General features: G+C 48.2%; 24 protein-coding genes, 1 tRNA gene and 2 pseudogenes. 20 read left to right on the top strand and 7 right to left on the bottom strand.

What is annotated here, in order from left to right; genetic code table 11:
* Positions 1-221 precede the first annotated feature (221 nt).
* Positions 222-1,067: a crotonase/enoyl-CoA hydratase family protein gene (locus ABJO30_13895; GenBank protein MEP3233914.1), complete on the bottom strand. Its 846-nt coding sequence runs from the start codon at positions 1,065-1,067 to the stop codon at positions 222-224.
* Between the two features lie 112 nt (positions 1,068-1,179).
* Here ABJO30_13895 and ABJO30_13900 point away from each other — a divergent pair, with 112 nt between their 5' ends.
* From ABJO30_13900 to ABJO30_13960, 13 genes and pseudogenes are all read left to right on the top strand, one after another.
* Complete coding sequence (locus ABJO30_13900; GenBank protein MEP3233915.1) at positions 1,180-1,782, top strand: DUF6653 family protein; 603 nt, start codon at positions 1,180-1,182, stop codon at positions 1,780-1,782.
* 127 nt (positions 1,783-1,909) lie between these two features.
* Positions 1,910-2,347, top strand: a complete 438-nt coding sequence (locus ABJO30_13905; protein MEP3233916.1) for a PaaI family thioesterase — start codon at positions 1,910-1,912, stop codon at positions 2,345-2,347.
* Positions 2,348-2,352: 5 nt separating this feature from the next.
* Positions 2,353-2,469 (top strand): annotated as a pseudogene (locus ABJO30_13910) (IS1595 family transposase).
* A 1-nt stretch (position 2,470) separates the two neighbouring features.
* Positions 2,471-3,292: a DUF3800 domain-containing protein gene (locus ABJO30_13915; GenBank protein MEP3233917.1), complete on the top strand. Its 822-nt coding sequence runs from the start codon at positions 2,471-2,473 to the stop codon at positions 3,290-3,292.
* A 504-nt stretch (positions 3,293-3,796) separates the two neighbouring features.
* Positions 3,797-4,261: a 50S ribosomal protein L13 gene (gene rplM / locus ABJO30_13920; protein ID MEP3233918.1), complete on the top strand. Its 465-nt coding sequence runs from the start codon at positions 3,797-3,799 to the stop codon at positions 4,259-4,261.
* Positions 4,262-4,263: 2 nt separating this feature from the next.
* The gene (gene rpsI / locus ABJO30_13925; protein ID MEP3233919.1) at positions 4,264-4,761 is read left to right on the top strand and encodes a 30S ribosomal protein S9; all 498 of its coding nucleotides are present in this window, start codon (positions 4,264-4,266) and stop codon (positions 4,759-4,761) included.
* A 253-nt stretch (positions 4,762-5,014) separates the two neighbouring features.
* The gene (locus ABJO30_13930; protein ID MEP3233920.1) at positions 5,015-5,827 is read left to right on the top strand and encodes a glycosyltransferase; all 813 of its coding nucleotides are present in this window, start codon (positions 5,015-5,017) and stop codon (positions 5,825-5,827) included.
* Positions 5,824-7,071: an oligosaccharide flippase family protein gene (locus tag ABJO30_13935; protein ID MEP3233921.1), complete on the top strand. Its 1,248-nt coding sequence runs from the start codon at positions 5,824-5,826 to the stop codon at positions 7,069-7,071. Before ABJO30_13930 ends, ABJO30_13935 begins: the two co-directional genes overlap by 4 nt.
* Positions 7,072-7,110: 39 nt before the next feature.
* Positions 7,111-8,073, top strand: coding sequence for an agmatinase (gene speB, locus ABJO30_13940; GenBank protein MEP3233922.1), 963 nt, complete (start codon positions 7,111-7,113; stop codon positions 8,071-8,073).
* 55 nt (positions 8,074-8,128) lie between these two features.
* Positions 8,129-9,184 (top strand): N-acetyl-gamma-glutamyl-phosphate reductase, encoded by a 1,056-nt coding sequence (gene argC / locus ABJO30_13945; protein ID MEP3233923.1) that lies wholly within the window; start codon positions 8,129-8,131, stop codon positions 9,182-9,184.
* A 39-nt stretch (positions 9,185-9,223) separates the two neighbouring features.
* The gene (locus tag ABJO30_13950; GenBank protein ID MEP3233924.1) at positions 9,224-10,477 is read left to right on the top strand and encodes an aminotransferase class V-fold PLP-dependent enzyme; all 1,254 of its coding nucleotides are present in this window, start codon (positions 9,224-9,226) and stop codon (positions 10,475-10,477) included.
* Positions 10,478-10,588: 111 nt separating this feature from the next.
* On the top strand, positions 10,589-12,004 hold the full coding sequence (locus ABJO30_13955) for an aldehyde dehydrogenase family protein (protein ID MEP3233925.1): 1,416 nt from the start codon (positions 10,589-10,591) through the stop codon (positions 12,002-12,004).
* A gap of 9 nt (positions 12,005-12,013) precedes the next feature.
* On the top strand, positions 12,014-12,916 hold the full coding sequence (locus tag ABJO30_13960) for a DMT family transporter (protein ID MEP3233926.1): 903 nt from the start codon (positions 12,014-12,016) through the stop codon (positions 12,914-12,916).
* Here the strand turns inward: ABJO30_13960 and ABJO30_13965 are convergent.
* Positions 12,909-13,985: a COX15/CtaA family protein gene (locus tag ABJO30_13965; protein MEP3233927.1), complete on the bottom strand. Its 1,077-nt coding sequence runs from the start codon at positions 13,983-13,985 to the stop codon at positions 12,909-12,911. The two genes, ABJO30_13960 and ABJO30_13965, sit on opposite strands and share 8 nt — an antisense overlap.
* A gap of 190 nt (positions 13,986-14,175) precedes the next feature.
* Between ABJO30_13965 and ABJO30_13970 the strand changes: the two genes are divergently transcribed.
* Positions 14,176-14,406, top strand: coding sequence for a DUF2842 domain-containing protein (locus ABJO30_13970; protein ID MEP3233928.1), 231 nt, complete (start codon positions 14,176-14,178; stop codon positions 14,404-14,406).
* Between the two features lie 12 nt (positions 14,407-14,418).
* Here ABJO30_13970 and ABJO30_13975 read toward each other — a convergent pair whose 3' ends face one another.
* Positions 14,419-15,474 (bottom strand): polysaccharide deacetylase family protein, encoded by a 1,056-nt coding sequence (locus ABJO30_13975; protein MEP3233929.1) that lies wholly within the window; start codon positions 15,472-15,474, stop codon positions 14,419-14,421.
* A gap of 94 nt (positions 15,475-15,568) precedes the next feature.
* On the opposite strand from ABJO30_13975, the gene ABJO30_13980 reads away from it, so the two are divergent.
* The gene (locus ABJO30_13980) at positions 15,569-16,786 is read left to right on the top strand and encodes a GNAT family N-acetyltransferase (protein MEP3233930.1); all 1,218 of its coding nucleotides are present in this window, start codon (positions 15,569-15,571) and stop codon (positions 16,784-16,786) included.
* 42 nt (positions 16,787-16,828) lie between these two features.
* On the opposite strand, the gene ABJO30_13985 is transcribed toward ABJO30_13980, so the two are convergent.
* A complete protein-coding gene (locus tag ABJO30_13985) occupies positions 16,829-19,171 on the bottom strand; it encodes an exopolysaccharide transport family protein (GenBank protein MEP3233931.1) in 2,343 nt (780 codons plus the stop codon).
* Between the two features lie 249 nt (positions 19,172-19,420).
* On the opposite strand from ABJO30_13985, the gene ABJO30_13990 reads away from it, so the two are divergent.
* From ABJO30_13990 to ABJO30_14010, 5 genes are all read left to right on the top strand, one after another.
* Positions 19,421-19,981 carry a polysaccharide biosynthesis/export family protein gene (locus tag ABJO30_13990; GenBank protein ID MEP3233932.1) on the top strand — a complete coding sequence of 187 codons (561 nt, stop codon included), beginning with the start codon at positions 19,421-19,423 and terminating at the stop codon, positions 19,979-19,981.
* A gap of 238 nt (positions 19,982-20,219) precedes the next feature.
* Positions 20,220-21,785 carry an undecaprenyl-phosphate glucose phosphotransferase gene (locus ABJO30_13995; protein MEP3233933.1) on the top strand — a complete coding sequence of 522 codons (1,566 nt, stop codon included), beginning with the start codon at positions 20,220-20,222 and terminating at the stop codon, positions 21,783-21,785.
* 40 nt (positions 21,786-21,825) lie between these two features.
* Positions 21,826-23,088 (top strand): O-antigen ligase family protein, encoded by a 1,263-nt coding sequence (locus ABJO30_14000; protein ID MEP3233934.1) that lies wholly within the window; start codon positions 21,826-21,828, stop codon positions 23,086-23,088.
* Between the two features lie 67 nt (positions 23,089-23,155).
* Positions 23,156-23,232, top strand: a tRNA-Pro gene (locus ABJO30_14005).
* Positions 23,233-23,299: 67 nt separating this feature from the next.
* A complete protein-coding gene (locus tag ABJO30_14010) occupies positions 23,300-24,076 on the top strand; it encodes a DUF817 domain-containing protein (protein ID MEP3233935.1) in 777 nt (258 codons plus the stop codon).
* A gap of 796 nt (positions 24,077-24,872) precedes the next feature.
* On the opposite strand, the pseudogene ABJO30_14015 reads toward ABJO30_14010, so the two are convergent.
* The 3 genes and pseudogenes from ABJO30_14015 to ABJO30_14025 form a co-directional block, all read right to left on the bottom strand.
* Positions 24,873-25,112, bottom strand: a pseudogene (locus tag ABJO30_14015) (MerR family transcriptional regulator).
* Positions 25,113-25,147: 35 nt separating this feature from the next.
* The gene (locus ABJO30_14020; GenBank protein ID MEP3233936.1) at positions 25,148-25,441 is read right to left on the bottom strand and encodes an integration host factor subunit alpha; all 294 of its coding nucleotides are present in this window, start codon (positions 25,439-25,441) and stop codon (positions 25,148-25,150) included.
* 113 nt (positions 25,442-25,554) lie between these two features.
* Entirely contained in the window at positions 25,555-26,532 is a 978-nt protein-coding gene (locus ABJO30_14025; protein ID MEP3233937.1) for a beta-ketoacyl-ACP synthase III, read from the bottom strand.
* Positions 26,533-26,550 lie beyond the last annotated feature (18 nt).

A 26,550-nucleotide genomic window follows, 5' to 3' on the forward strand; every position in this document is an offset into this window, starting at 1 on the left:
TGGATCGGGCAAATGCGCACTGTACCGCTGTGATCCAGCCGATGAATCATCTGCGCGCCCCAACTACACACCGCGCATTCAGCATCCATCACAGCTATCGGTGCGCTATCATCAAATGAGGGAACGCTGACATCGTCGCGAAAAGAATATGGCTTATACATAACGCCATTAGTATCGATGAAAAACCTCTCTTTTTCAACCAGATAAAAAGAGCGGAAACGCTAGTCGAATGGGCGATTATTAGTCCAATCAAAGGTGCCTGCATCGCGTTCTTTCACCGCTTGCTTCCAACCAACAGCTTCTGATCGCTGCTTGAAGTTCATGCCTTCAGGCGAGTAACGAGAAAGACCATCGAAAGTGGTGGCAAGTCGTTGTGTTTGCATGATCTCTGCTTCAACAGCGGAATTGATCACCATCTTATGCATAGCCAATTGGTTGATCGGCACACTCGCCATTCGGTTCGCTAATGCTTCCACCTCTGCATCGAGTTTTGCGTGAGGAACAGATCTCAAGACCAGGCCAATCTCTGCGGCTTCTTTGCCGGAGATTTTATCGCCAGTAAACATCATCCGTTTGGCCTGCTCTGGCCCAAGCCGATGCACCCACATTGCCGTTGTTGGACAACCCCAAACTCGCGACGGCATATAACCAATTTGCGCTTCATCAGCCATGATCACAAGATCAGAACAAAGCGCGATATCTGAGCCACCAGCAACCGCAAACCCGTGCACTTTACAAAGCACAGGCTTCATCGCGCGAAACAGCGACATAAAGCCCTGCGTATTCGCCCACATAAGCTGGAAATCCTTCATTGGATCCCATGGCATGTCTTGGCTGTATGGATGTAGTTCATCGCTTTCTGCGTAATAATGCAGATCGTAGCCAGAACAAAACGCCTTACCGTTTCCAGACAGCACAATCACATGCACATCTCGGTCTGCATCTGCTTTTGCAACGGCCTCAGCAAGATCACCTGCCATATTACCGTCTATCGCATTCATCACCTCAGGCCGATTGAGCGTAATACGCCCTATCCGCCCGTCTTTTTCGTAAATAACTGTAGTCATACCAGCTCACTTAAATCCATACTAGTATGGTGAGTAAGCCAATATAAATGGGCAATCAAGCAATCCATAGTTGAATACGCGATAATTTGCGTCAAATTGCGGACATGATAAGATGATTCAACGGTACAATCATTCAACAATTGCACATGGCACAATGAGCGCAGCTGGTAAAAATGCTTTTGAAAAAGCGATGGTCAAGACCATGAAAATGGATGAGACCATATGGAAACGCCATGCCAGCCCTTGGTCTGTTTGGACACGCTTCAGCTGTCTACCTCTAATCGTTATGGCCATATGGAGCCGACAGTGGCTGGATTGGTGGGCACTCGCCCCTCTCGCCCTCGCGCTTTTGTGGACATGGATGAACCCTCGCGTCTTCTCTCCACCACAAGACCTCAACAATTGGGGATCAAAGGTCACACTCGGCGAGCGGGTCTGGTTAAACCGCCTCCACGTGCCCATCCCTGCCCATCACGCAAAAATGGCATGGATCACCAGCGTTCTCATATTTCCAGGCATCGCCATTATGGCTTACGGCCTTTATGCTTTAGCCATCTGGCCAACCGTGATTGGCACTGTGCTTACAATATTGGCAAAGGTCTGGTTTTGCGACCGCATGGTTTGGCTTTACGAGGATATGCGCAAAGAAAACGCGGTCTATGCAAGCTGGGTACAAATACCAGTCAATGACAACCGAGGCCGCAAAGCCGCCTAACCAAACACCAATCAGCACATCTCGTTGCCGATTCAGCAAAAGTGTTTTGCGCCATTTTATATTTGTCTCAAAGAAAGAGTGGCTTATGGTGATGAGAATAGGCAAGGCACGAACTTAGGCGGATAGTTTGACCAACGAACCAAAAATCAACAGGGAAGAATTGACCGAATATCTGCGGGTAGAATTTCCGCAAGTGTTCGACAACCCACGCGACATGGAAATCGAAACGCTAGGCTTCGGCGACGTAACAGTGCGCCTTATGGTTCAAGACCATCACTTACGCCCCGGTGGCACTGTGTCTGGCCCCTCCATGATGACGCTGGTTGATTGCGCGGCCTATGTGTCCGTCCTCAGCATGATTGGCCGCCAAGCACTGGCTGTAACCACCAATCTCAACATCAACTTCCTACGCAAACCACCCGCAGCCTCAGACCTATTATGCGATTGCCGCCCCTTGAAGCTCGGAAAATCTCTCTTCGTCTGCGATGCCTTGGTCTATGGCGCAGAAGACAAGGACAAAACACCCCTTGCCCATGCGACGTTGACCTATTCAATTCCGAAGTAGGGGTGGAATATGATTACCCTTATGGCAATCGCGCGAAGTTAGGGTGTGGTGATGTGGAGCGTGCGAACCTTGTGCTTGAGGGAATTATTGGCAAGCACCTCATATTACGTCTAGGATGGTGAAATGAGCAAAATAGTAAATTTTTATATCGATGATTCTGGAACAAGGCATCCAACAAATGACCGAGGGACGACGCCAGAGCATGGGTATGACTGGTTTGCGTTCGGAGGCGTTCTCATAGATGAAGAGGATGAGATAAAAGCAAGAGAATTACATGCAAATTTCTGCCAAAATTGGGACATTACTCAACCTTTACATTCTTCAGAAATTAGATCTCAGAATGAAAATTTTTTCTGGCTGCGAGACCTAACTGACTCAAAAAAAGAACGCTTTTATGAAGAACTATATTGTATGATGAGAGATGCTCCCGTCACCGGATTAGCGTGTGTCATAGATAGACCAGGATACAATGAAAGATATTTAGACACTTATAAGAACGAGCCATGGTTGCTCTGCAAAACAGCATTTAATGTTGTAGCAGAAAGAGCAACAAAACTATCAATATCCCGTAATAGAAAGCTGAGAATTTATCCTGAAAGATGCAATAAATCTGAAGATCAAATGATCAAAAGCTATTATGATGCACTGAAAACAAAAGGAATGCCGTTCGCAAAGGCCGAGTCAGATAAATACGCGCCCCTAACAAAAACGGATTTTCAGAATACGCTGTACGACTTTAAGGCAAAGAAAAAAACGTCCCCCTTAGCTCAGATGGCTGACTTGTACCTATGGCCTATATGCATGGGCGGATATCACAAAGGGAACAAACCTTATCGACGACTCAAGGAAGATGGAAAATTAATAGAGTGCTATTTAAGTGAGGAAGACCAACTGACACTTGCAAGCAAGTACAGTTGTTTTGAGAATGTAAACGTTAAACCTTAAAACACAAAAACCTCATACGTTTCCGTAGAGGTTTTGGCGACCGCACAGGCGATCTCGTAGGCTAAGCCTAGCTCTTTTATATCAGAATCAGCCGAGAATTTCAATGTCTGTCTATTAAACATCTATAATGGATTGTAAAAATATTATTTTGTCAATGAATTCAATGCATTAACTTTGCAAGAAATGGGGGGAATATATTTGTATGCTTAAAATCATGACAAAAAACAAAAACTGACATATTCGGAGAAGCCACCAAAGCACTCGCAACCGACAACTACGAAAAGCGTTTTGACAAGAACTTAACCTATTCGATACAGAAATAAGCATGAATTTAATGAGGTAACATAATACCTATTTTGTAACCCATTGTTTTAACACAGCTTTTCAATTATTTTCCGCTTGACCAAACACTAAACTCGTCTTATTCCATCCCTCAACGGCGAAGAGTGATGTTTTGTTGCTTTTTGCGTTTGAAAACAACCAGAACAATAAATGGAAATTTCCATGTCTACCTTTTCTCAAAAACCTGCTGAGGTCGAAAAGAAATGGATTGTGATTGATGCAAAGGGCCTCGTAGTTGGTCGTTTAGCAGCAGTAATCGCAACCCGTCTTCGCGGCAAGCACCTGCCTACATTCACACCGCATGTGGATATGGGCGACAATGTCATCGTAATCAACGCTGACAAAGTAGTCTTCACTGGTAAGAAGTTCGAAGACAAAAGATACTACTGGCACACAGGCTTCCCTGGCGGGATTAAAGAGCGCACACCACGCGCGATCCTCGAAGGCAAGTTCCCAGAGCGTGTTGTTCAAAAAGCTGTTCAGCGCATGATGCCGGGCGGACCTTTGACACGTCAGCAGCTTCGTAATCTTCGTGTTTATGCAGGTACAGAGCACCCGCATGAAGCACAAAACCCAGAAACACTCGATGTCGGCTCAATGAACCGCAAGAACAAGAGGGTCGCATAATTATGGCTGAAGAAATCAAATCCCTCGAAGACCTCGGCGAAGCAGTTAATGCCGCTCCAGCAATGGATGACGAGCAGCAAGCAGCCCCTGTCTACGTTCAAAAGCTAGACGCACACGGTCGTTCATACGCAACTGGTAAGCGTAAAGATGCGATTGCTCGTGTTTGGGTAAAACCAGGTGCTGGCAAAATCACTGTAAACGGCAAAGACATGGACAAGTATTTCGCGCGTCCAGTATTGCAGTTGATCATCAACCAGCCGCTTGAGCTTGTTGATCGTAAAACACAGTACGATATCATCGCAACTGTATCTGGCGGCGGTCTTTCTGGCCAAGCTGGTGCGGTTCGTCACGGTCTTTCATTGGCCCTCACCCGCTTTGAGCCTGAGCTTCGCTCACCACTCAAAAAAGGTGGCTTCCTAACACGCGACAGTCGTGTTGTTGAACGGAAGAAATACGGTCGCGCAAAAGCCCGTCGTTCATTCCAGTTCTCAAAACGCTAATCGCGTTTCTGGGGCCAGTTCTCAAAACGCTAATCGCGTTTCTAGGGCAAGCTTACAAAGCGTTGGCTTCAATATTGAGAATACTAAAAACAATAAAAGCACGGGTTTTGCCCGTGCTTTTTTATTTTGCGCAGGAATAAATCCCGCAAACATTTGGTTTTGACTTAATCCAAGGCCCATCTCACTTAGAAAGCGTTGCTTAACATCTAAATGGTAAGGTGTAGACAGAGAGCACTGCAACCTGAGCATAACCATGACCCTCGCCGTCATCACAACCTATTACAATGAAGTCGAGACCATCGGCGAAGTTGTGGATGCAATTGCGAAAACAGAAGCAGCTTTTGATCTTTATTTAATCGACGATTGTTCCACCAAACCACCTAGCGATGTGCTGGAGCGGTATGGCAACGAGCCTTGGTTCCATTATCTCAAGAATGAAAAGAACATGGGGCCGGTATTTGGGTTGAATCGTGGCATCAAAAAAGCGTTGGAAAATGGTGCGACTTTTATCGCCATCAACGATTCTGATGACGTCACCTATGACAACCGTTTCCCAGAGACATTGGCCGCCTTTAACGCCGACCCAGAACTGATGATTGTCGGCGGTGGCGCTGATTTTACAGATCATGATACCGGCGAGCTACTATGGCAAACCAACCATCCAAGTGAAAATGATGCGATACATCGGCAAAATTGGTTGAATTCAGCCTTTGTGCATTCAACCGTCACGTATCGTGCTGAAGTATTCAACAAAGTTGGGTTTTACCGTGAGGGCTGTTACGCGCTTGATTATGATATGATTACGCGGGTTCTAACATCTGGCGTAAAGGCCGCAAATCTGCCGTCTATCGTGCTCAAATATAACGTACGCGAAAATTCAATGTCGGTCTCAAAACGCCGTAAACAGGTTTCGTCCAGATTGAGCGTTCAACTGCGCCATTTCTCCCTATTTAATCCGTTAAGTTGGCTCGGCATCATACGCTCATCCCTTGCCTATATCGCGCCCAACAATGCGCCAAGTAACGCTAAAACACTGCTTCACAAATTTAAGATCAGAGCATCATGAGTAAGAACGGCCTGTTTTCACAAGCAAGCTGGAGCTTAACGGGGCAAGTTGGATATTACGGCTTGCAATGGATGAATATGATCATCCTAGCTCGGCTTTCTGGGCCAGAAGCCGTTGGTCTTTATACGCTCGGTCTGGCCATCGCAAATCCGATCATGGCTGTTGCATCACTGATGTTCCGCTTGGTCTACGCCACAGAACAAAACAATCGTTGGAGCATTGCAGATTATGATGCTGTGCGTTGGGTTACATTGCCGATCGGCGTGTTTGCCATTGCAGCCATCGGCTTCGGCCTTGGTTACCGCGAACTCGCCCTCATTGTGATTTTAATCGCGGCGAGCTGGAAATTTGCTGAAACGTTGAGCGACATTAATTACGCAGTCCCCCATAAACGCGGCGATATGCGCGCCATCGCGCTTTCTATGATCATGCGGGCAGCGCTCTCCTCTTTCGTCCTCGCTCTCGTCCTTTACACCTATGAGCGCCTCGATTACGCGCTTGGCGCTTTCTCGCTTACATGGTGGGTTTGCTACATCTTGATTGATAAGCGGTTTTTGCGTGACGCGGAACCAAAGGTTGGCGATGCAACAAGAGTAGACTTAGTGCGGTTCGCCCTGCCAATGGCATTGTCTGCTGCCGTTATCTATCTAACCTTCTCGATCCCGCGCATCATTCTGGATCAATATGAAGACACTGCAACACTCGGCATCTTCGCCGCCATTAGTCATCTGCTGCTAGTTGGTGCGCTTGCTGTCAATTCTGTCGGTGCTGCTATCACCCCGCGCCTTTCGCGCTATTTCGCCAATGGCGAGATGGGATCTTACTTCAAAGAGATCGGCATTGCGATTGGTGCGGCTGCTTTTGTGGCTTTGGGTTTTATCAGTGTCGCCTATTTTGCCGGCGATCTTTTAATCACCCTGATTTATGGTCGTGCCATTGCAGGCCAAGGTGAATTGGTCTTCGCAATGAGCCTTGCTTCCTTGCCAATGTATATCGGCTCGATCATCGGGTTTGTCCCGCCTGCTCTTCAAGCTTATCGTTTTCATCTCATCGTCAACGTTATAACCGTCATTGGAACAACAGCCGCTGCCTTCGCCTTCATTCCATCAATGGGTGCAATCGGCGCTGTCTATGCCGTGATGATCCAAGGCACCTTGCAACTGCTCAATGCGTTGATTTTGCTGCGTCGCCCTAAAACAAATTCGCAAGAGCCTGAAGATCCTTCTTTGCTTGAGGCCAATTGAGCGTTAGAACTAAGCAATCAAAAAGCTGGGTTCTTCTCAATGACATATGAAAAAGACAAATTCGCCAATGATTTCGCATTCACCAGTGACACCCCTTATGGTGCAGCAAGTGAACCAACCTTTGCAGGCGCTTTATCCTTTATGCGTCGGCAATATTCACGAGATTTGAGCAAAGCGGATGTGGCCGTTCTCGGCATCCCGCTTGATACCGCCACCTCAAACCGCCCCGGCACCCGCTTTGGACCGCAAGGCGTGCGGCGCGCTTCTGTCATTTTATGTGAGGCACCGCATTACCCCTTCGGCTTTGACATCTTCGAAGACCTCGCCGTCATCGATTATGGCGATTGTCTGTTTGATTATGGTCGCGGCCAAGAAGTGCCTGACACGATTTATCAAACAGCAAAGAAGGTCGTTGATAGCGGCACGTTCCTTTATTCAATTGGTGGCGATCATTTCGTCACCTACCCTTTGTTGAAAGCACATGCTGAAAAACACGGCCCCGTCGCCCTCGTTCAGTTTGATGCCCACCAAGACACATGGGATGATGAAGAAGACCGCATCGACCACGGCACCATGATAACCCGCGCCGTGAAGCACGGACTAATTGACGTGGATCACTCGATCCAAATCGGCATCCGCACCCATGCGAGTGACACCTATGGCATCGAAATTATCGACGCGCAGGAAATGCATAAGCTCAGCGACGTAGAAATTGCAAAGCGCATTTATGACCGCGTCGCAGGCAAAAGCGCCTACCTCACCTTCGATATTGATTGCCTCGACCCCGCTTTTGCCCCTGGAACAGGAACGCCTGTTTGTGGTGGTCTCACCAGTGCGAAGGCCATCGACATTATGTGCCACTTGAAGAATATTCCGTTTGTTGGTGGTGATGTTGTGGAGGTCTCCCCACCTTACGATCATGCTGATGTCACCTCGCTTGCAGGTGCCACCATCGCACAATGCTTCCTCGGCCTTCTTGCACAACGCAAACGCGAGGCGTAAGAGAGACACAAGTTGATCTCCCATCAACAAATTCACTAAGACGACAGGAAATATCATGGCAGATAAAAAGCTTCGTATCGGCGTGCTCGGCGCATCTGGATATACAGGTTCCGACCTCGTGCGCTTGGCTGCCCGCCATCCCAATATCGAAATCACCGCGCTAACGGCCAACAGTCACGCTGGCAAAAAGATGTCAGCAGTATTCCCACATTTTCACATGCTTGACTTGCCAGATCTTGTGACATGGGAACAGGTCAATTGGGATGACATGGACGCGGTTTTCTGCGGCCTGCCTCACGGCACAACCCAAGATGTGACCAAAGCCATCTACGAAGCGAATGACGCCATCAAAATCATCGATATGTCCGCAGATTTTCGCCTGCGCGATACGGCTACCTATGCCAAGTGGTACGGACTAGAGCACCGTGCGCCTCATCTACAGGGTGATGCTGTCTATGGTCTTTCTGAGCATTACCGCGACGACATCAAGAACGCCCGCATTGTGGCTTGCCCAGGTTGTTATCCAACTGCGACATTGATGGCGCTTATCCCTGTTGCAGCAGCAGGTGCTGTCTCACCGCATGATCTCATCATTGATGCCAAATCTGGCACCACAGGTGCAGGCCGTGGCGCGAAGCAAGCTATGCTGCTTTCAGAGGCTGGTGAAGGTCTCACGCCATACGGCGTTGCAGGTCACCGCCACGCCCCTGAGATTGAGCAAGAAGTAAGCAAAGCAAGTGGCGCAGATGTCACCGTCAACTTCACCCCTCACCTCATCCCAATGAGCCGTGGCGAACTATGCACAATCTATGCACGACTTGGCGATGGTAAAACTGTTGACGATGTGCGTGCAGCACTCATCAATGCCTACAAAGACGAACCATTCGTTCACGTCGCTGATGAAGGCGTTCTGCCACAAACTCAAATGGTGCGTGGCTCCAATCATTGCGTCATCAACGTGTTTAAAGACCGCATTGAAGACCGTGTAATCATCATCTCAACCCTTGATAATTTGGTCAAAGGGTCAGCAGGCCAAGCGCTTCAAAATTTCAACATCGCCTTCGGCCTTGAGGAAACCTTGGGCCTTGAGCAGTTACCACTCTTCCCATAGTCGGGCTTTATACGTTCAAACCAACCAACGGAGCACTTCATGTTTTCTCCAGACCTAATGCAAGAAGTTCGCGATCGTTTTGCTCATGTAGATAGCTGCCCGTTTGAAGGCGAGCGTATCTTCTTTGAAAATGCTGGTGGCGCTTTGACGCTTAATAGCGCTGTTGAAACCTCCGCCATGTTTGCCGCGATCCCTGACAATCAAGGCCGCGCCAATGGTGCTGCTGAAAAGCTGATGGAGATCATCGCGAAATCAAAAGCAGACACCATGCTGTTTTTGAACGCCAAAGAAGGCCAAGTCTTTGTTGGTGAAAGCGGCACCGAGCTGCTGTTTCGCGTTATCCGCTCTGCAATCGTTGCAAGCGCCAAAGATGGCAATGTGATTGGCACCACATTAGAACACCCCGCCTCCCGAAGTGCTGCTCGCCATTGGGCAGCCGAGACAGGTCTCAATTACCTGCCCGTTGAGCACAACAACGACACGGGTTCTGTGGACGCGGAAGCTTATGCAGCCGTCGTTACACCTGATACCCGCGTTGCAACCATTGTGCACACGTCACCCGTTACAGGCATGGGTGTGGATGTTGAAAGCGTCTCCAAAGCCATCCGCGCGGTAAGCCCAGATTGTTTCATCATCGTTGATGGCATACAGCACGCCGCTCACGGCGGTCTTGATGTGGATGCCTACAATATCGATGCCTATGTCATCTCACCGTACAAATGCTTCTCACGCCACGGCTATGGGCTTGCGTGGGTCTCTGACAAGCTCGGCTCTGCTCACCATGAACGTTTGATCGGCTCACCAGAAAACAACTGGGAACTTGGCACTCGAGATACTGGTGCTTATGCGACTTTTAGTGATGTGGTTTCTTATTTTGATTGGCTTGGTAGCAAAGTAAGCGACAGCACAGACCCCCGCGCGCGTCTTGTTGCGGCATCAAAAGCAATCCATGATCAAGAAAAAGCCCTCACAGATGCCATGCTCTTTGGCGCTGGCAACATGAAGGGGCTTGCTGACATGGAGAAAGTTTCTATCATCGGTGGCCTCGAAAACCCTATGCGTGAAGGTTTGGTGGCTCTTAATGTTGACGGCATGGAAGCCCCTGATGTGGTTGAAAAACTCAACCAAGCAGGCATCCGCACCCACACCCGCAAGGCAGATCATTATTCTGGCAATGTGCTGGATCCGCTCGGCTTGTCAGGCTGTGTGCGTGTTTCAATGTGTCACTACAATTCAGAAGCAGAAGTAACCCGCTTCTTGGAAGTAATGCGCGATATTGTGGCAACCGCCTAGCGCGTCAACAATGACGTTTAGAAAATTCATAGGGTCGTTTTTGCTCGTTACAATTGCGTAAAAATATTGCACAGTCGGCGCATCATAATTATGCGTCGGGAACACCAAGCAATGGACAGCAAGCAATTCTATATCAATGGTCAGTGGGTAGCCCCTGCAACACCTCAAGATTTTCCTGTTATTGATCCATCGACAGAAGAACAATGCGGCATCATTTCGCTTGGTAGTGCTGATGATGCAGACCGCGCGGTTGCTGCGGCAAAAGCGGCTTTTCCTGCATGGGCCCAAACACCTTTGAGCGAACGAATTGCGCTGCTTGAAAAATTCGAAGCTCTATTTAACGCTCGAAAAGATGACATCGTGAAAGCGATGACCTCAGAAATGGGTGCGCCGCGTGATTATTCTCGCGATGTGCAATTTGCTGCTGGTGCGGACCATATTCGCGCGACCATTGAAGCGGCCAACAAATTCACCTTTGAAGAACGCCGCGACGATTGCTTGATAACACACGAACCGATTGGTGTTGTCGCAATGATCACACCTTGGAACTGGCCGATGAACCAAGTGGTCTTGAAGATTGCGCCAGCCCTCATTGTTGGCGCTACACTCGTTTTAAAACCATCTGAGATTGCGCCCCTCTCCTCGCTCATCGTGGCAGAACTCATTCATGAAGCAGGCTTTCCAAAAGGCGTGTTTAATTTGGTGAACGGCGACGGCGCAGGCGTTGGCTCTCGCCTATCACAGCACCCAGATGTCGACATGGTATCTTTCACTGGTTCCACCCGTGCAGGTATCGCGATTTCTAAGGTTGCAGCAGATACAATCAAACGTGTATCGCTGGAACTTGGTGGTAAGGGCGCTAACATCATTTTTGCAGACGCAGATGATGACGCCGTATCGCAAGGCATCGCAGGCTGTTTCGACAATGCGGGCCAATCTTGTGACGCTCCAACCAGAATGCTGGTTGAACGCTCAATCTACGACAAAGCGCTAGAAAAAGCAGAAGCAGCGGCAAAAGCTCAAAAGGTAGCGTCTGGCCATGAGAGCGGCGATCATATCGGCCCCGTGGTTAGTGATGTTCACTGGAACAAAATCCAAGGTCTGATCCAAGCAGGCATAGATGATAAAGGCCGCCTTTTAACTGGCGGCACGGGAAAACCGGACGGGCTTGAAAAAGGCTACTTCGTCAAACCAACCGTGTTTGCCGACATCACACCAGACATGACAATTGCGAACGAAGAAATCTTCGGCCCCGTGCTTGCCATCATGCCGTTTGATACAGAAGAAGAAGCAATCCAAATTGCCAACGACACGCCATACGGCCTTGGCAACTATGTACAGACCCGAGACCCTGAACGTGCGCTGCGTGTTGCAAAACGCCTTCGCTCTGGCACCGTCAATCTAAACGGCGGCTATGGCAGCGTGAACACACCCTTTGGTGGCTACAAACAATCAGGCAATGGTCGTGAGGGCTCTGATTGGGGTTTGATGGAATACCTTGAAGTTAAATCCATAAACGGTCTCTAGGCGCGATCTGTGACACGCCAAGCACCAACTCCAACCACAGCATCTCTCGCTGTCGTATTGCCTGCAGCGCTTTGGGGTGCTGTATGGTGGCCGCTTCGTTATTTGGATCAACAAGGTGTCCCAGGTGAATGGTCTATTGGCTTCGTCAATCTGGTAGCCGCTTTGGTGCTGTTGCCGTTTTTGATCTTCTGGTTCCGCCAATATCGCGCCCATCTTGGCAAAGCGTTTCTCATCGGGGTCGCCACTGGAACTGGGATTACCCTTTATTATTTAGGGATCATCCATACCTCAATTATCAGAGCGACATTGTTCTTTTATATGACGCCAATTTGGGCAACGCTCATCGGCATTTATTGGCTGAAAGAACCCTCAACCTTTCGCCGTTGGACGGCTATTGGCATTGGGCTTGTTGGCTTGATTTTACTTTTGTCAGGCGACCACATCAGAGCCTTCAATATTGGCGACTTCCTCGCTTTTTTATCAGGTGTTTCATGGGCAATTGGCGGGGCAATGCTCAACCGCTATAACGACGTGCCCTTTGTCGCGAGCACGTTTTTCCAGTTTCTCGTGGCAGCAGTTGTGATCTTCCCGATCTCACTCATGGTTGGTATTTTGGTGGTACCTGACTTTGGTGATTTTTGGGTGCAAACGCCGGTGATGATCATTGCAGCGCTAGTCTTGTTCCTGCCCTCAATCCTCAGCATCTTTTGGGCAAGCCAATATCTGTTCCCTGGGCGGGTTGGTCTGCTGATGATGTCTGAAGTCTTAGTCGCCGTTATCTCAACAAGCTTGCTGCTTGAAGACGAGCAGTTGCAGTTCATTCACTGGATTGGGGCCGCTCTCATTATCATCGCGGGCATTGTAGAACTAACGCCAGCGCGAAAGAAGACTGAAAGCCCTCCCATCAAATGAAGTCGTAAGAACCTTCAACTTGTCTGAGGTGCCAGACCAAAGCCATCAGCACGAACAACACGCCAGCTTGGTGCATCAGCGCAACATCTAGCGGCACAGCAAGCAACAAAGTCGCAATGCCAATCAACGCCTGCCCTGTGACCGCTGCAAACACTAACCACGCAGAAACTTTCACGCGGCTGGATGCTGCCTTGCCCGTAATCCACAAGGCGTGAATAAGCGCCAACACCCAAAGGCCATAAGCGATGAAACGGTGATTGAATTGAACCGCTTTGGCATTTTCAAATGAATTAAGCCAAAACGGCTCCATCACGGCAAGTCCGTCTGGCACAAGCCCACCATCCATCAATGGCCATGTGTTATAAGCAAGCCCTGCATCCATACCAGCCACCAAAGCGCCCGCGAAAATTTGGATGAAAACCAAAACAAGCAACGCCCAACCTGCGCGGCTCAAAGCAAGACTTCCCGCAGCAGCACGTGGTTTTAAACCGAGGGCTACCCAATGAACGCCAGCGAAAAGAAAACAAGCAAGGCTCAGGTGCGTGGCAAGGCGATATTGGCTCACATCAACACGGTCAACCAACCCGCTTGCAACCATCCACCATCCGACAGCTCCTTGAAGTCCACCTAAGACAAACAAAATGGCGATGCGTGGTTTCAACTGGCCAGGGAGCCATCCGAGCATCCAGAAGATGACAGCAGGAACGAAGAAGACCAAACCAATAAAGCGCCCCAAAAAGCGATGTCCCCACTCCCACCAGAAGATAAATTGAAACTCAGCAAGGCTCATGCCTTTGTTGATTTCTAGATATTCAGGGATCAGGCGATACTTATCAAAAGCAATTTGCCAATCAGCATCATTCAACGGCGGAATGGCCCCAAGGATCGGTTTCCATTCTGTAATCGAAAGACCTGAATCTGTCAGCCGCGTTGCGCCACCAACCACCACCATGGCAAAAATCAAACCAAGGACTGTGTAAAGCCACGCACGGATCATCGCCAACCGCCCTGCAGGCGTATTGGTTTCAGTCGATATTGCCATTTTTGGTGCATCGCCTGCTAAGGTCATCACAAAGTCCTATACTGACTATTCTTATAAGCGAAATAGCGCTCTATAGAGTTCTTTACAACCGCATGCGCATAAGAAAAACTCAAATGCGATTGCTTGTCCGCTCACTTTGGGTGAAATTGATACCCATGCCCTTCACAAAGCGTAAGCCGCACGTTAGATACGGCACAACAATCGCTGAGGAAAAACCATGAAACGCGCTCGTAAGATCATCGCCACCATCTTCTTGGTCGCCTTCATCGTGATCTATTCACTAGGTGCTATGGTTTTTGCCGTGCGCCTTTTGCCAGAGACATCAGGCTTCTTTCAATTCGTCTATTATGCGTTTGCGGGTCTGTTTTGGGTAATCCCTGCCGGATTTATCATCTGGCTAGGTTGGCGCGGAGAACGGGCGATTACGCCTAAGCACCCGAACCAATAGGCTGGATTTCAACTAGAGCGTTTTGACGCGGTTAAATCGGTTCGCAATGTAGAATGGAAAGCCGCTCAACAAAGCGCGCATTGCACCCATATTTTGATAGTGTCCATTGATAGAAACACGCGGCAAGGCGCACATGTGATTAGTATGCTCTGCTGATAATGTCCCTTTGCGGGTGGTAAAAGCAGCCTTGAAACCAATTTCCTCAGCAAGCCGAACCTCTCTCGGTCCAGCTGCACCCTCAAAACCATAAGGATAGGCGAAGAATTCCGTGTCGCATCCGGTCATTTCTTTGATCCTGCTGCGACTATCCATCATCTCCTGACTGGCTTTTTCACGGCTCAATTTAGGAAGGAATGGATGGGAAACAGTATGAGCTGCAATCGTCACAAGCGGGTCACTTGATAGATCACTTAGCATTTCCCACGTCGACATTTCTTGATCTACAAGAGCGAGCGGATCGTGCTGATAATCATCATAAAGGCGTGTCAGGCAATTTTCAGCAACGTCAAAAGGCGCGTTCTTCAGCAGTTCAACGGCTTTTACGTAACTGGTGCCTTTTTCATTTTTACCAACGCATTGTAGCTGGTGGGTAGCGCCATCAATATAGAGTTCAATCTCATTATTCGATTGAATGATCGTCTCAAGGCTCAACCACCAAATAGGAACCTTACGATCAACAAAGCCGGAACACACAAAAATGGTGAAAGGCACACGAAACGATTGAAGGATTGGATAAGCGGTCTCGATATTATCACGATACCCATCATCAAAAGTTAGGGCAACAAACGGCGCTGTTTGCTTATCAGTCTTCATGCGCCAAATGGCTTCATCTAACGAGACAATATCGATACATTCTTGGCGAAACTCATCAAGCATTTGTGTCAAAAACTCAGGCTTGATGGAAAGGTGGTCATTGCCGCCAAAATAGCTGGGCGCACGATTCCCCACATGGTGCAGCATCAAAACAGCACCAAGGCCGCCAAATACGGGTTTAACGACATTAGCAAGACCAGAGCGGCCAATTGCGTTTAAACCAAACCGCATGAATGAGGTTGAAAGAGCTGACAAAAGACACCCAGTATTCAAAATCTTAATAAGAAGATGACATGGTAGCCGCAGAACGTGACTAAACCTTTACCGGATCGGCATGAACAGGCGCAAAATGGCGGCTTTTAAAGAGAATACTCCAAATAACAATGAGAGCCACGTCGATTTTGAAATCGCAGCCTTCAATATTTCAGTATATTCTTCGTTTGAAGCTGTGATGCTTCAATGGCAAGAGTTGGAAGAAAAAACACCTGCTACGATCTATCAAACTTATGCTTGGCAAAAGGCTTGGCAAGATACAATTGGTGCAGCCGACAATGCAGAGCCGTTGCTGATTACCGCCTCAATTGATGGCAAAATTGTCTTTCTACTTCCCCTCACATTAGTCGAAAAATCTGGGTTGCTTACGGCCTGTTTCATGGGTGGTGATCACGCGAACTATAAGTTTGCGCTCTTTGATCCAAATCATTTGACTGAAATCAGCGCGATCCTTCCTAAGTTACTGGAACAAATTGCAACGCTCAAAACGCACTCTATTGACGTGTTTGATCTAACACGCATACCACTGAAATGGGATGGCTTTGATAACCCATTGACTGAAGCGTTCAACCATAGCCCCTCCACGGAAAATGGTGGTTCTGTCTCAATGGGTGGTGATTTTGACGCAGTGCTTGCTTACGGCAATTCAAAACGAAAACGCAAAATTTTGCGCGCGCAAGAACGAGGTCTCGAAGCGCTTGGTGGTTATGAATTTATCACCGCTCGAAATGCGAAAGAAGGCGCTGAAATTTATCAACTGTTTGTTGAACAAAAGCAGGAATGGTTCGCGCAACGTGGCATCGCCAACCCGTTTGATAATGAGCCTACTAAAGCCTTCTTTGGGATCCTCAACAAAAAAACCCAAAATGACGAAGGCCAACTCCTCAATTATAGCGCTTTGAAAGCAGACGGTAAGTTTCTTGGCCTCCTCGCCCACGGCATATTCAAAGGTCAAAGCTTCGGTTATTTCACCTCAATGAGTATGGACGAAAAGTACAAATCCATCTCGCCAGGTTCGTTCATCTTTCATAAGCAGATCGAAGAATGCTGCCTGAATGGTTTGCGGCGTTTTGACTTTGGTGTTGGTGGCGAACGGTACAAAAAATCATGGTGTGATGAACAACACGACTTGGTTGATATCATTCTTCCAGTGTCCACCAAAGGACGCCTTTATTGCGCCGCTGTTCGTCTAGGCCGTCATGCAAAGCAGCAGATTAAAGACAATGATGCCGTGTGGTCTTTTGTCAAAAAATGCAGAACGACATTGCTTGGCTCAAAAAAGAAGGCCCAGTAAGTAATACTGAGCCTTCTATAACTTTAAACCTATCGAACAATTCTATGCAGCAACCGCTCCACTGTCGGAGCCTATGGCGACAAACATCGAGTGCGCTGGAACCGTATCAATGTTTTCGCGAAGCATTGCCGCAACCTGTTTGCGGGTCAACGGTGCATTGGTTGCAAAGACAATCATATCCGCATGCTCAACCAGTTCATCAAAATAAGGAACTGTCACACCCATAGGATCGTGCAATACCGTAACATCATAGTTTTCTGACAATTCCTGCACGACTTCTTGCACGTGCCCTTCTTCCCAATCGTCAATGAAGAGTTCTGATGTGCCGCTCATAATCAAATCAACATCAGACATCGGATCAGCGAACACCGCTTCATCCAGATTAACGTCCTCATTAATTACATCCGAGATACCAGCAAGCGAAGCATCGCCTGTGAGGCCCGCATCACCTGTATCGACAAAAGCAACACCATGGCCAGATGCACTGATTGAGCGGGCGAGTTGCAGCGCAAAATCGGCACAGCTACGGTTTTGGAAAACAGGCAAAACCACAATGTTTTCGAGTTGATATTTGTCAATCGCGTCGATGGCTTGGGCGACCGAATAAAGGTCACTGGTTGACTTTACTTGGCGTCCCGCGCTTTTCGGGCGACGTCTGACTTTTTGGCGCAATTGCGTTGATTGTTTTTGTGCCACGTAATCCAACATGTCATCGTGACCGTCCGCCTCAACCGATTGATCTTCGCTCAGTGAAGTCTCATCTTCAAATGAGGTCTCAGGCTCAACTACTCGCTCATTTAGCGTCTCATTTTTGCGCTTTGCCTCTGCCATAATACCAGTAAGTTCAACATCTCCACGTTCATCTGCCTGCTCTGGCACTTCGTGGGATAAGGATTCTTCATTGGTTTTTGCAACGAATTCTTCTGCGGCCAAATCATTAAAGCTTGGATCCACTTGGCCGTTCACCGTCACCATGGCCCGCCCCGTCAGCAGTTCTCCTGCAAGGATAAAGAGGCTTGCTAAGAATGCACCAGCAAATGTTGCAACAGCCAGCGTTGGAACTGGTTTTGGGAAATGCACATTAAACGGAACGCTCGCAGCTGAAATAACCCGTGCGTTGACCGGAAGAAGTTCTGAATTTTGGCGTGCAGTCGACTCGCGGAAACGAGTTAGATAAGTCTCCAACAATTCACGTTGTGCATTGGCTTCACGCTCCAAAGCGCGCAATTTAATTTCTTGCTCATTTGCACGAGATGTTGCTGTTTTTAAGCGCGTAATTTCACGTTCCAGCTCTTGCTGGCGAACTTTTGCAACCTTAGCATCGCCTTCCAAAGCGCGTGCAATAAGCCGCGCTTGGCGAGCGATTTCTCGGTCTAAGTCAGCCAATTGCGATTGTGCCGCCTTCACTTGTGGGTGGCTTGCCAATAGGCTGGTTTGCAAGTCAACAATGCGAGCACGCAGTGACACTTGTTGTTCACGCAGACGCTGGATTAGTGGTGAATCTTGCACATCAGATGAGCTATCAAGTGCGGCACCAGAATTGAGGAGACGCAAAATTTGGTCTGCCTTTGCTTCTGCTTCTGTGCGCTCAGCATTAACATCGCTCAACAATGTCAAAGTTTCGCTAAGCTGTTGTTTTGTCAAAGTAGAATCGTCATCAACTGCAATAAGATCAGCACTCGAACGGAAGTCTTCAACCTTACGTTCAGAAATCGCAACGCGCTCTCTTAGTTGGCTAATCTCTTTTTCAAGAAACAAAGAAGCCCCTTCAGTATTTGTCCGACTGTCGTCGCGTTGAACCTGAAGATATTCGTTGGTGATCGCATTCGCAATTTCAGCAGAAAGCGTTGGCTCACGTGTCACCACTTCAACAGAAACAACCCGTGAATCATTCACACCATAAACAGTAACGCGCTCAGAAAGAGACTTCAGCACTCGTTCCTCACGAGTTTCAGAAGCGCCCCCACCTGTTGCAAAACCCAGCAAGCTCATAAGGGTTGAAACCACCCCGCCGCCATTTGGATCAGACAGAAGTGGATCAAATTCAGCCTTGGTGCCGAGCTTAAGTTTATCTGCAACTGCCTTTAGAATGCCGCGCGATTGCAAAACCTCTACCTGACTTGCCAATGACAATGCATCGAAATCATTTGCTTGCGGTATATTACGCTCATCGTTTGGACGCGTAAAAACGGTCTCACGCTTTTCGATCAAAAGCTGAGTATTACTTTCATAAGTCGGCTTGACCAAAAACAGAAACAACACGGCAAGGCCTAAACCCAACAATGCGAAAAAAATTACCCGCCACTTGCGACGCCAAAGCGCTCCAAATAAAGAAGTTAAATCGATCTCATCGTCATTACGATGGTTTGTTGCGAAGTCGCTCATGGTGCTCGAATCTATAAGTTTAATCTAACTCTATAGATCACAATTATGGTAACTGTTTAGTTAACCGCCCTGAAAATCAAGCATAGCAAGACAACTCACCACCAATAAAAACACAGGTAAGTAATTCATCCTTGTTACTCTCATTTATATTTTGTTAACGATAAAATTTTCCAAATTACTGCGGGCTTTACGCTCAATTAACTATGTTTTCGGATAAAGGGAGCGTGTAATCATTTCTGGCGAATTAAAATGCGTTTCGTACCTGCTCTTATCCTAACCCTTGTTTGTAGTGTCCTTATTGGGTGCGCGAGCAACACTCTTCCGCAGTCGGCTTCTCACAAAGCCCTTACATCGCCCTATCAACTTGATAGCGGAGATCAATTGCGTGTAACTGTGTTTGAACAAGCAAACCTCTCAACGACCTATACAGTCGATCAAGCGGGTTTCATTACGATGCCACTCATTGGCGTTGTTCCAGCGCGTGGTCGCACAACCCAACAATTATCAGGTGATGTCGCCGCCAAATTGCGTCAAGGCTACGTTCGCACCCCAGATGTTGCCATCGAAGTTGCAACTTTCCGCCCTTTCTTCATTCATGGCGAAGTCAACAACGCAGGCCAATTTGAATATGTAAACGGCCTTACAGCACAAACAGCAATCGCAATTGCAGGTGGTTTTTCACCACGAGCAAACCGCAAACAAGTTCAAATTGCGCGACAAATCAACGGCTCTATTGAACATGGCAAAGTTGATCTAAACACGCCAATCCGCCCGGGTGATACTATCACGGTCAAGGAGCGGCTTTTCTAAGCTTAAAAACTAATTCGCAGGAGCGTCTTCACGCACTGCTCACGAACGCGGGCCAAAGGTCTGGAGTACCCGCCACTCATGCTAGGCTCGTCATGGTAATCATGGCGAGCCTTTATCGTTAGCAGTTAGTAAAACAAAACCCTCAAATCTCACTCTTTCCTCGAAGCGTTTTTTTATGCTTTTCAGTTATCTTCCTCCCATACCAGAAGTAATGGGATTTCACTGGTGTGGGGAAAATATGGAAAAGTTTGATAACATTCTTAATGACGACAACGATACAAATGCCGATGTTATAGGCATGGACAACGATGGCGGCCTTACACCAGCAAGACCTGATGAGCTCTTCAAAACCCCATCTGAAATGGGGCGTGATGACGTTGCAAGTCTTCTTGCGCAAAAAACAATGTCACCTGCCGTAGTCAGCGGTTTCGTCGTAATATTCGAAATGGTCTTGGTCATGGTATCAGGAGCCCTATCCATTGCATTCGTAAACGAAGGCTCATTCACCAGCCTCGGTCTGCCAATGGCCGTGCTTTTTGGTGTGACTGTTTTATTCTCCCTCCTTGTACACGCTCTCCATCTTGACACATTACGTGTCATCCGAGATTTGCCGCAGCAATTGATGCGCATCGTAGCGGCATGGATGGTTTGTTTCAGCGCCGTTATTTTGTCATCACAAATGCTACCAGAGCTCAACCTATTTGATACGCGCTGGGTTACACCCTGGTTCGTCACAGGCTTCGCCCTCGTCTTCATTTTCCGTTCTCTTGTTAGTTTAGTCGTAAAAAGTTGGACAGAAGCGGGTCTGTTGGAGCGCCGTGCGATCATCGTTGGCGGTGGTGCAGAAGCAGAACAAGTCATTCTTGGCTTAGAGCGTGAACAAAATAACGATATTCGTATCTGTGGCATCTTTGATGACCGCACAGATGACCGCTCCCCTGATACCGTTGCAGGCTATCCAAAGCTTGGCACTGTGCCTGAGTTGGTAGAATTTGCTCGCTCAGCCCGCCTTGATATGTTGATTGTATCATTGCCGCTAACAGCTGGCGGTCGTGTACGCGAAATGCTGAAAAAGCTATGGATTTTGCCGCTAGATATTCGTTTGTCTGCCCATACCAATAAAATGGCGTTCAAACAGCGTGCTTATTCTTATATCGGCGCGATGCCGTTTGTGAAATTGTCAGAACGCCCAATCTCAGGATGGCGGTTTGTTAGAAAACGGATTTTCGACATTGTGGTTTCCGCTTTGATGATCATTGCTCTGGCACCATTGATGGTTGTGACAGCGATCATGATCAAGATGGACAGCAAAGGCCCTGTTTTCTTCCGTCAAAAACGCCACGGCTTCAACAATGAAGAAATTGACGTTTGGAAGTTCCGTTCCATGTATACGGACAAATGCGATCCAACTGCCAAAGTGGTCGTAACCAAAGGTGATCCCCGCGTCACAAAAGTGGGTGCCTTCATTCGCAAAACATCAATTGATGAATTGCCACAGCTTTGGAACGTTCTAAAAGGCGAACTATCGTTGGTCGGCCCTCGCCCACACGCCGTTCATGCTCATTTGCAAGATCAGCCTTGGAATGAGGTAGTGGATGGATACTTTGCCCGCCACCGTGTCAAACCAGGTGTAACAGGCTGGGCACAAATTAATGGCTGGCGTGGTGAGATCGACAATGTTGAGAAAATCAAAAAGCGCACAGATCATGACCTTTATTACATCGAGAACTGGTCACTGGCCTTTGATCTTTACATTGTGATCAAGACCCCTTTCCGCTTGATGGACACGAAAAACGCTTACTAAGCAGCCCATTTTTGATCATTTGTATTGATTGGATCAGATTTTGAGTTTCGTCACAGAAACATATAGCCCAATAAGCCGACAAACTGGCCGTGTGACGCTATCGACCACAGCAATTGGCAACTTTATGCTTGGCTTTGTTGTGTTTTTGATTGGCTTCGTGTTTTTTGAGCCAGCGCCCTATGAGCTGCTGATCGTACCGATGCTGGTTGTGTGGTTTGCTTTTGGTCTAACAATCAAACGCGGCTTCCTCCCCCTCACCTTAATGATGCTTTGTTTTGTGTGCGGCGGCATGATTGCAGCAACACAAAAGGCGGATGTAGGCGGATCCTTTTTCTACATTGTGGTGACAACCTTTTTGGCAACCACATCGATTTTTTACGCAGCCCTCATCGCAGAAAAACCCGGCGAGCGGCTTCGTATCGTCTTTAATGCCTATATCATTGCCGCGATTATCGGTGCCTTGATTGGTATTTTGGCTTACTTCCATATTTTGCCAAATTCTGAGGCCTTCCTTTTTGGTGGGCGTGCGGCAGGTCCGTTCGAAGACCCGAACGTGTTTGGCCCTTTCCTCGCGCTTCCGATTATCTTCTTGTTGCGTCAAATTTTGGTACAACCTCTTAATCGCAATCTCTTGAACATCCTTGGCCTGATGATCCTGCTCGCGGCGGTCTTCCTAGCCTTCTCGCGCGCAGCATGGGGGCTTACCGCTGTTGGTATGTTTATGATGGTTGCCGTTGTCTTTATCTCTTCAAACAGCCGCAGATTACGCACCAAGATTACCATTATGTCTGTGTTCATGGTCATCTTGCTCGTCGGCATGCTGGTGTTCGCCCTCAGCTTTGAGGCTGTTTCCAGTCTCTTTTCTGAGCGCGCCAGACTTGTGCAAAGTTACGATGGTGCACGTTTTGGCCGTTTTGCCCGCTACACCTATGGTCTTGAATGGATTATGGAAAAACCGCTTGGTTATGGCTTTGGTAAATCGCGCGAAACATTTGGCGAAGACACGCACAACGTCTATATCAAAGCATTCCTCGTTTATGGTTGGCTTGGTGGCCTCGCCTATTTAAGCCTTGTTGGCACCACCCTTTATGCAGGCTTCAAGAACATCTTGAAGCAACGACCATGGCAAGGGTATCTCCAAGTCTGTGTTATCGTTATTGCAGGCCATGCATTGGTTGGCATGGTTGTGGATACAGATCGCTGGCGCCACCTCTATCTCGTTTATGGCCTAACGTGGGGCATGATCGCAGCGGAACGTATTTGGCAACACCACCAAAATCAGCGACGTAGACAAGCCTCTTAAAAATACCGCTAATTCCTTGCTGTAACGCGTTGCTTCTCAATTCACAATGCGATTATAGTCGCGCCATCGGAGTGTGGCGCAGCCTGGTAGCGCGTTCGTCTGGGGGACGAGAGGTCGTGGGTTCGAGTCCCGCCACTCCGACCATTCCCAATCAATAGTTGGGTTAAATTCGGAGGCAATCGCCATCAAGAATTTCCTCGTCTCAGCCATTATTGATCTTTGGTATTTCGGCATAAAACAAGCCTATGCCTGTATTTTTGCGGGCCTTATGTTGGTCGCAATTCTTGCAACCAAATGGCTTTGGCCAGACGACTTCATTCTTGCGCGATACGATTTCCTCGTGATCTGGGCAATCGCCATTCAAGTTGTGATGGTCATTTTCAAATTAGAACATCCCAATGAAATCAAGGTGATACTGATTTTTCATCTTGTCGGCACCGTGATGGAGATATTTAAAACCCATGTCGGATCGTGGAGCTATCCAGAAGAAAACATCCTTCGCGTCGGTGGCGTTCCACTGTTTACGGGTTTCATGTATGGGGCTGTTGGCAGTTACATCGCAAGGGTTTGGCGCATTTTCGATTTTCGCTACATCGGCTACCCACCCATGTGGCAAACCGCCCTGCTCTCCTTGTTGATCTATCTCAACTTTTTCACCCACCATTTCACATGGGACATAAGGTGGGGTTTATTCGCGCTAACAATCTTGCTGTATTCGCGAACTTGGATCTACTTCAAACCGCATAAGACCTATCGCACGATGCCACTTTTGCTTGGTTTCGTGTTGGTCTCATTCTTTATCTGGGTTGCAGAAAACCTCGGCACTTTTGCTGCAGCATGGACCTACCCCGAACAGCGCGACGGCTGGAATGTTGTCTCACTTGCAAAAATGGGCTCTTGGTTCCTGCTTATGATCATAAGCTTCGTGCTTGTCACATTGGTCAACACCATTGAAACAATGCGACAAGACAAATCACCCCCCAACTGAGGTAAGGTGACGTCTATCTAATTTGATCCAAAAGACGCTTGCATTCCAACAGATCAACCAAGGTCGCTTGCAGGCGTTCGATATCACCTTTTGGCAAAATTGATTGGCCTTGCTTCTTGCTATCCCCATCATCAGAGCCAGTGATCTTACCAAGCAATCCCATGCCAATGGACTTTGCGATACTGCTACCTTTTGTGTCATCGACCAAAATATCAGCGGGCACGGCATCAGCACTTCGGCTGCTTGCCCCGTCCTCATAGGCTACAGATTCAACCAGTGAGGATGTCGGCGTTATAGCCTCAACCAGATGGGCAGGTGCGCCGTGCGTAATCGCAAATGGTGGCATAACAGCTTGTTTTTGTGGCTCTGTAGGCTGCATTTGTGGTGTTGCGGCCTGTGGTTGAGCCACTGGCTGTGAAACAGCCTCTGTTGGCGCCACCGGTTGGGCTGGTGCTGGTGGTGCAACAACCGGCGCGGCTGGGGCAGCTTGAGCTGAAACAACCGCAGGGGATGGAGACATTATAGGTGCTGCGGCAGGTGCTGGGGCAGGTTCTAGTGTAGGCTCTGGCGCAGGTTCTGGGATCGGCTCTGGCACAGGAGCGGTCATAGGAGCTGGTGCTGTCGGCGCGGCTACGGGCTCAGCAACTTGTTCTATCGGTTGCATAACAGCTGTCGGCGGAACAGGGATCGGCGCAGCTGACGCAGGTTGAGCAGGCGCTTGTGGCGTCACAACGTCAGATGGCACTTCCGCTTGACCGTCTCCAGCATCCAACCACTGAGTTGCAACGTGACGGGCACCTTGCTCCTTCAAAATGCGTTGAACGCCTTTGATTGTATAACCTTCGCTATAAAGAAGATGGCGAATACCCCGCAATAAACTGAGGTCATCAGGGCGATAGTAGCGTCTACCGCCGCCCCGCTTCATTGGCTTTATTTGAGAAAAACGCGTTTCCCAAAACCTCAACACATGCTGAGGGAGCTTAAGCTCTTCTGCAACTTCGCTAATCGTTTTGAAGGCGTCAGGTGATTTCGTCACGACATACCGTCCTTAAAGACGGCTTGAGAAACCGTCTAACCTTTGTTGATTTTATCTTTCATCACATTGCTTGGTTTAAAAACCAAAACACGTCGAGGTAAAATTGGCACTTCCTCGCCTGTCTTTGGGTTTCGACCAATTCGCTCATTCTTCGAACGCACAATAAAAGATCCGAACGAGGATAGTTTCACGGATTCGCCCCCTACAAGGCAATCAGAAACTTCATTCAAAAATGATTCAACTAATTCGGCAGATTCTGCCCGCGATAAACCTACTTTTTGATAAACGCTCTCGCAAAGGTCGGCGCGTGTTACGGTTTTACCGCTCATATTCCCCTCCTAAATCTCTTATTCCCCTGAGAAAGCTTAACTATTTCAGCACTGCGGGTCAATCTACAAGATTTCGAAAGATGCTCTTTGATCAATAAGGTGACGTTGAGGTATTACCAGTTTAAGAGGATCGATCCCCAAGTAAAACCACCACCCATTGCTTCAAGCATGAGCGTGTCACCTTTTTTCACTCGACCATCTTCAACCGCTTCACAAAGAGCAAGTGGGATTGAGGCAGCTGATGTGTTGCCGTGCTTATAAACAGTTTTCACGATTTTAGCAGGGTCAATACCAAGCTTTCTTGCACTGGCATCAATGATGCGCTCATTGGCTTGGTGCGGGATAAACCAATCAAGGTCATCGCTAGAAAGTCCTGTTGAATCAAAGGCATCGTAGACAACGTCAGTGATCATTCCGACGGCATGTTTGAAGACTTCGCGGCCTTCCATGCGCAAATGACCTGTTGTTTGGGTCTTTGATGGACCACCATCCACGTAGAGTTTTTCACGGTGCGAACCGTCAGAACGAAGGTGGGTTGTTAAGATGCCGCGATCACTCGATGTGCCTTCACCTTCGACAGCCTCAAGCACGACAGCGCCCGCTCCATCGCCAAAAAGAACGCAGGTTGTGCGGTCTTCCCAGTCTAAAATACGAGAAAATGTTTCTGCGCCAATCACCAAAACACGTTTCGCTTTTCCGGCACAAATGTAGGTATCTGCCGTGCTCATTGCAAAAACGAACCCCGAACAGACCGCTTGCAAATCAAAGGCAGCGCCTGTTTTGATGCCTAAATTATGCTGAATTTGGACAGAACTTGCCGGAAAGGTATAATCTGGCGTCGATGTCGCAAGAATAATCAGATCAATGCTATCAGCTTCAATTCCAGCATTTTCTAAGGCTGCAAGAGCAGCTTTTGTTCCAAGATCAGATGTTGTCTCACCTTCTGCCGCGATATGGCGGGCAGTGATGCCCGTACGCTGAACGATCCACTCATTCGACGTATCGACCATAGTCGCCAGCTCATCATTCGACAGAATCTTTTCTGGAAGATAACGACCACATCCAATTGCAGCGGAGCGAATAATACTCACTAATGTCTTCCTCTCACG

The sequence above is a fragment of the Hyphomicrobiales bacterium genome, assembly GCA_039973685.1.
Lineage (GTDB): Bacteria > Pseudomonadota > Alphaproteobacteria > Rhizobiales > JACESI01 > JACESI01.